The organism is Pedobacter miscanthi (assembly GCF_032678605.1).
In the GTDB taxonomy this organism is placed as follows: Bacteria; Bacteroidota; Bacteroidia; order Sphingobacteriales; family Sphingobacteriaceae; genus Pedobacter; species Pedobacter miscanthi_A.
Genome location: NZ_JAVTSU010000031.1, coordinates 44,267 through 50,642 on the forward strand (window position 1 = coordinate 44,267; position 6,376 = coordinate 50,642).

Annotated in this window: 5 protein-coding genes and 1 tRNA gene; 1 reads left to right on the forward strand and 5 read right to left on the reverse strand. The window is 35.9% G+C overall.

Features of this window, described 5'->3' with window-relative positions:
* Positions 1–71 precede the first annotated feature (71 nt).
* Positions 72–908, forward strand: coding sequence for an AraC family transcriptional regulator (locus R2R28_RS27700; protein ID WP_316828911.1), 837 nt, complete (start codon positions 72–74; stop codon positions 906–908).
* A 236-nt stretch (positions 909–1,144) separates the two neighbouring features.
* Here the strand turns inward: R2R28_RS27700 and R2R28_RS27705 are convergent.
* The 5 genes from R2R28_RS27705 to R2R28_RS27725 form a co-directional block, all read right to left on the reverse strand.
* Positions 1,145–1,228: transfer RNA gene (locus R2R28_RS27705), tRNA-Leu, on the reverse strand.
* A gap of 45 nt (positions 1,229–1,273) precedes the next feature.
* Positions 1,274–2,038, reverse strand: coding sequence for an MBL fold metallo-hydrolase (locus R2R28_RS27710; RefSeq protein ID WP_316828912.1), 765 nt, complete (start codon positions 2,036–2,038; stop codon positions 1,274–1,276).
* Positions 2,039–2,087: 49 nt separating this feature from the next.
* Positions 2,088–2,360 (reverse strand): hypothetical protein, encoded by a 273-nt coding sequence (locus R2R28_RS27715; protein ID WP_316828913.1) that lies wholly within the window; start codon positions 2,358–2,360, stop codon positions 2,088–2,090.
* 238 nt (positions 2,361–2,598) lie between these two features.
* Positions 2,599–3,249: an outer membrane lipoprotein carrier protein LolA gene (locus tag R2R28_RS27720; protein ID WP_316828914.1), complete on the reverse strand. Its 651-nt coding sequence runs from the start codon at positions 3,247–3,249 to the stop codon at positions 2,599–2,601.
* Positions 3,250–3,314: 65 nt separating this feature from the next.
* Positions 3,315–5,912 carry a DNA translocase FtsK gene (locus R2R28_RS27725; RefSeq protein ID WP_316828915.1) on the reverse strand — a complete coding sequence of 866 codons (2,598 nt, stop codon included), beginning with the start codon at positions 5,910–5,912 and terminating at the stop codon, positions 3,315–3,317.
* Positions 5,913–6,376: the final 464 nt, after the last annotated feature.

The window sequence follows — 6,376 nt, forward strand, 5'->3', positions numbered from 1 at the left end:
CACAAAAGTATAGCGCTAAGGAAATTCGATTATTGTAAAAATTCATTGTTTATTTGTACAAATACATTTTCATGAAACGTTTTAATAATTTTCATAACATCAATGTTTTTTCTCTCGAACTGGAAAAATGGGAATACGAATTACATAAACATAATTTTTACGAACTGATATTTATAGAAGAAGGGAGGGGAAATCATCTATTAAATGAAATGAATTATCCCTATAAAAAAGGAGATGTATTTTTGCTAACACCAGAAGATGCTCATGAATTTGTTATAAAGGAAAAAACAGTATTTACCTATGTAAAATTTACCGAACAGATTCTTATTGAAAAAATGGGCACAAAAAAAAGATCTCAATGGCAAGAAGCACTAAAAAATGTATTGATTTCTACACCAATCAATCAAGGGAATATTATAAGTAATATACAAGATAACATCAATGTTTTTTCCATATTAAAAGTACTCAAATATGAATTTCAAAACACATTACCGTTTAACAATGAGTCCGTCTTAGAGCTATTTGGTTCATTAATGGTTTTAATTACCAGAAACCTGAATAAAACCCGGTCTGTTGAGTCAGACAATCTGGATAAAGAGACCGAAAAGCTAAACAATATATTAACCTACATTAGAATATATGCATTTGATCGCAAAAAATCTTCAATACAATATATTGCGTCTCATTTTTTAATGTCACCGAATTATATTAGCATATATGTAAAAAAACACACAGACCTATCTTTACAAAAGCATATTATTAATTTTAAGCTAAAAACGGCAGAAAAATTACTTGCACAGAAGCGATTTAACATTAATGAAATCGCCGAAAGATTGGGCTTTACGGATGCCAGTCATTTTAATAAAATATTTAAGAAGCATACAGGAAAAAATCCATCAGTATTTTAGGCGCTATTCGACTTTACTTATTAAAAAAAAACGGACTACAAAATTATTCAAATTCTGTTTAATATCTTAAGCATAAATACTTAAATAGTACCCAAGAGGAGCTATCGGGCTTACCTTTAACAATATGGTTCAATAAGTTTAGCTAGCAGCTCAGGATATTGCTTTAAGTTTTTAAATAATATAAACTGAAGCCATTAATAAACAAAAAAGCTTCGGTAGAACCGAAGCTTTTAGCGTACCCAAGAGGAGATTCGAACTCCCACACCCATACAGGCGCCAGCCCCTCAAGCTGGTGCGTCTACCAATTTCGCCACCTGGGTTTGTGCTGCAAATATAATTTAATTTTGGATTTTAGGAACAACGATTTACAATTCTATTTGTAAACCATCATAAGCCAGTCTGATATGACTTGGCAGTTCCTTTTCTATATCCTCATGTTTACCTAAATTATGGCTAATATGCGTAAGATAAGTCATTTCTGCTCCAACTTTTTCAGCAAAGGCAATGGCTTCGTTTAAAGTAAAATGCGATATATGCGGCTCTTTTTGCAAAGCATTAATTACCAATACTTTTGATCCTTTTATTTTCCCAAAACTTTCTTCCGATATCATTTTTGCATCGGTAATGTAACTAAAATCGCCAATGCGGTAACCGGTAATCGGCAATAAGTGGTGCATTACTTCAAATGGAATGATGGTATTTTCGCCAATTTTAAAGTCTTCGCCATTGGTTACTGTATGTAAATTAATCTGCGGCAGACCATGGTATTTGGTTTCAGCAAAAATATAATAAAATTCTCTTTTAAGTGCCGTTTGAACCCTTTCTGTAGCATATACATCAATTACCTTATGTAGGAGATAATTAAACGGCCTGATATCATCCAGGCCAGCAATATGGTCTTTGTGCTCGTGGGTAAACAAAACGACATCTAAATCTTTAACATTTTCGCGCAGCAATTGGTAACGAAAATCCGGACCGCTATCCACTACGATGGTTTTGTCAGTTGTTTCTATTAAAACAGAGGTTCTTAAACGTTTGTCGTTTTTATCAGGAGATAAACAAACTTCACAATTACATGCAATTACAGGAACGCCCTGCGATGTACCAGTACCTAAAAAAGTAACTTTCATCAGCTTAAACTTTCCTTTCTATAGCTATAATTTCTGCCTTGTATCTCCATTAAAATAATTCGGTTTGTTGTAGGGATTGATAAAACTGACGCTGTTTTTCTTCCAGCAGATTTTCATCAGCGTTGGTTTGTTTAACCAAGGTAACCAATGCAGCTATTTTTCCTTCCAGATTAGAAAATTTATTTACCACAACAACTTTGTTATGTTCCAATAAACAGGAGCCTGTTTTAAAGTTCCCCTTTTCGTAACGTACCTTATAACCCATTGCAAAAAGCAGGGTTTCTAATTTCTCTAAAGTATGGTTTGTTAGTGGCAAAGACATTGGAACAAATGTAAACAATACAGATTTAATTAAGTAAGTTTTTATCATTTTCGCTCTTGCAGATAACCGCCAACAGTACCAACCCAAATGAGCAAAATACATAACTATAGTTTTTCACCACCTTAGTCACCTGAGCGCATCTCAGTATACAAAATACCTGGAGTGATAAAAACACAAAAAGTTCAGCTGTTTCCAACTGAACCTTTCAGGTTTCATCCCACTTATGCAGAATTTACTATTATCTTAAATCTACAACCTCAACGCCAGGATATTTTTTGGCATCGAAAGCAAAGGTAGTTTCTGGTACATTTACATTTGGCGAAAAAGTTTTCACATTATACGTGTATTTATTTCCGTTTTTATCAAATAAAACTACGTTTGCAATCTGTTTAGCCGCTTTATCAATACTTAAACGAACTTTAAAAATTGATTTTTTAGCATCAATGGGTGTTAAGTCGATCATTTCGTAAGTTTTACCACCTACTTTTTCGTCGCCGGTATAAACGTATTTAAATCCTTTTTCGTAAACAGTAAAAATTTTAGCAGGATTAATCGCATCACCACTATTATCTACATTGCTTACTTGTACCTCTTTATCTTTTTTCAGGTAAGTCCATTGGCTTTTACCATCGCTAAATAATTCCTGGTTCGTCATGGCCACTTTATATTTATTAGAGTTGGCTTTAACATAAAGAGTACCTTGCTGGGTTTCTTTTACTTTGGCCTTTGGATTATCCAGGGTGAAGGTAAAATCAGTTTTTACAATATTATACGATTTGTATTTTTTACTCACATCAGCTAAAATTGCTTTAGCTTTCGCATCAGTTTGAGCATAAGTTGATGTTGTAAAAGCAACAACAACCATTAATGCTGAAATTAATTTCTTCATCTTTTCTTTTTTAAGTTTTTTCTTTCTTTGAAACGTTAGAGTAGATTTCTGTTAAATGGTTTAATCTAATCTTTACTATCCATACCATTCAAGAATTGTTCCAAAGAATATTCGTCCGGATATAAAACTTCACGGGCCTTGCTTCCTTCAAACGGGCCAACAATACCTGCAGCCTCTAATTGATCGATAATCCGGCCTGCCCTGTTATATCCTAATTTTAATTTACGTTGAATAAGCGAGGTAGAGCCTTGCTGGTGCATTACAATTAATCTGGCAGCATCTTCAAAGAACTTATCACGTTCATTAGGATCAAAATCGGCTTTGCTTCCCTCTCCTGCTTCATCTACATACTCTGGCAACTGATAAGCATCAGAATAACCACGCTGATTGCCGATATATTCAGAAATCCGGTCTACCTCAGGTGTATCAACGAAAGCACACTGTAGCCTGATTAAGTCGCTTCCTGTAGATAAAAGCATATCCCCGCGACCAATTAACTGATCTGCACCGCCACTATCCAGAATGGTCCTCGAATCGATTTTAGACAATACCCTGAACGCTAACCTCGCCGGGAAATTCGCTTTAATGGTACCTGTAATAATATTCACCGACGGACGCTGTGTAGCCAGTACCAAATGGATCCCGATTGCCCTCGCCAACTGTGCTAAACGCGCAATGGGTGCTTCAACCTCTTTACCCGCAGTCATCATTAAATCGGCAAACTCATCCACCACTAAAACGATAAAAGGTAAAAACCGGTGACCGTTATTCGGGTTAAGCTTACGCTTGATAAATTTATCATTGTATTCTTTCAGGTTCCTTACCTGTGCATCTTTCAATAAATCATAACGCTGATCCATTTCGATACAAAGTGAATTTAAAGTATTCACCACTTTTTTGGTATCGGTAATGATGGCATCAGCTTCTCCCGGGAGTTTAGCTAAAAAGTGCCTTTCGATACGGTTAAATAAAGTTAATTCTACCTTTTTCGGATCGACCAACACAAATTTCAATTGTGCAGGGTGTTTTTTAAACAGCAGTGAAACCAGAATGGCATTAATACCTACCGATTTACCCTGTCCTGTTGCCCCTGCTACCAACAAGTGAGGCATTTTAGCTAAATCAGCAATAAACACTTCATTACTAATGGTTTTACCTAAGGCAATTGGCAAATCCATTGTGGTTTGGCTCCATTTCTCGGTATTTAAAATGCTGCGCATCGGCACCATTTCGGGGTGTTGGTTTGGCACCTCAATCCCAATTGTACCTTTACCGGGCATTGGCGCAATAATACGGATACCCAGGGCTGCTAATGAAAGCGCGATATCATCTTCCAGGTTTTTAATTTTCGAAATCCTGACTCCTGGTGCAGGAATAATCTCATAAAGCGTAACCGTTGGGCCAATTGTTGCCTTAATCTTATCAATTTCGATATTGTAGTGATTAAGCGTTTCAACAATTTTATTTTTATTGGCTTCCAGTTCTTCTGCGTTAACCGAAATTTTATTGGTTCCGTAATTCTCCAATAAATCAATGGTTGGGTATTTATAACCTGCCAAATCCAGTTTTTCATCGTAATTACCAAACTGCTCAACCAAATCTTCTGATTTTTTCTCTTCTTCGGTTTTTTCAATCGTAAACGCCGGTTCTTTTTCTGCTTCAATTGGTGGTTCTACCGTTAAAGGCATAGCAGCAGCCGCAGCGGTTGCCAATGGTAAATTAGTAGCCAGTGGAGATAATACAACCGGTGGAACAACTTCTTCTTCCGCCTCTTTTTCTTCATAACGGCTCGGTTGCAACACCACATTTTGCTGCTTACGTTCGCTACTTACAGGAGGTTTATCGCGTACCGGAAATTCAATCGGTTCAGGATTTTCTTCAACTATTTTATTCTTTGTTGATTGCTCCCTGATGTCGTTTACATAATCAGGTGTATCATTATCCAGGTAAACTTCTTTTGCTTTACGTTCAGGAAATTTAAAATCGATGTTATAAGCAATAATCAAAATGGTTAATCCGGCAAAAGCAATGAGCCCGGCAACACCTGCCGCGCCAATTTGGGCACTTAATAATTTATTGCTCCAGTAACCAAATTCCCCTTCCAGGTAATGTGGTGATTCTGACCAGAAACTATGCGTAAAACCTAAGGTTAAGGAAACGAAGAGCAAAAAGAAAAAGCTATAACCTAAAGTTTTTGAGATCGAAAGGATTTTAACTTTAAACAGTAAACGGTATCCGATAATAAAAAAGGCAAGCACGAACAGAAAAGAGGCAATACCAAACCACTCGTAAATAAACTGATGCGATAATAAAGCACCAAACTTGCCCAACCAGTTTTGAACAACCGGAATGGTAACACCTGCAGTTTTTAATTCTTCGGTGGTTTTAAAAAGATTACTCCAGCCACCATTTGCATCGATTACATAGCTCTGGTCGTCTTGCCAGGTAAAAAGATACGAAGTAAAGGCAATTAAAAAATATAAGGATAAGATCACAAAAAACAGACCTACAATTTTAATTGCACGTCCATCTGCCAGATCAAACCTTGGTAAAAATTCTCTTTTTTCTTTTGGCTGACGACTTGATGAAGGCCTGCCTGATGCGTTTTCTGCACCTTTATCTCTGAATGTATTGGTTTTAAACTGGTTACCCCGTACCGACATTTTCTTTCCTAAATAATTTAATATTGAACAAACTTAGATAAAACTGCGCAGCATTAATAAAAAAAATAATCACAAATCGTTACTAATGCTGATATTGGTGGTTTTATCATTTCTTCTGGTAGATTAACAATCTATTGATTGGCAATACACAGCGGCTTTTATAAATATTTTATATAATCTGCCTTAAATTAAATAAAAATATCCATTGGGCATTAAACCTTAAACAGAATTTATGGTCTATTATTTTAACAACGCACAAGTTGTTACGTTTTGTCAAATGAAACGGATTTTGTTTTAGGTTTTATCCCGTTTTGCCTGGAGAGGTTAAACGGGATTTTTTTATTTTAAAGACCTCGCAGGTTTCTGAAACCTGCGAGGTACGGGCAGCCGCTAAATACTTAAATGCACTCAGGCGATTTAGGTGGTTAATATTTTTTTTTTTAGAAAAGCAGGGTTCGGTGCTT

Excerpts from the sequence above, each read along its gene's own strand:
- R2R28_RS27700 (WP_316828911.1), top strand. The coding sequence starts at position 72 with ATGAAACGTTTTAATAATTTTCATAACATCAATGTTTTTTCTCTCGAA.
- R2R28_RS27710 (WP_316828912.1), bottom strand. The coding sequence starts at position 2,038 with ATGAAAGTTACTTTTTTAGGTACTGGTACATCGCAGGGCGTTCCTGTA.
- R2R28_RS27715 (WP_316828913.1), bottom strand. The coding sequence starts at position 2,360 with ATGTCTTTGCCACTAACAAACCATACTTTAGAGAAATTAGAAACCCTG.
- R2R28_RS27720 (WP_316828914.1), bottom strand. The coding sequence starts at position 3,249 with ATGAAGAAATTAATTTCAGCATTAATGGTTGTTGTTGCTTTTACAACA.
- R2R28_RS27725 (WP_316828915.1), bottom strand. The coding sequence starts at position 5,912 with ATGTCGGTACGGGGTAACCAGTTTAAAACCAATACATTCAGAGATAAA.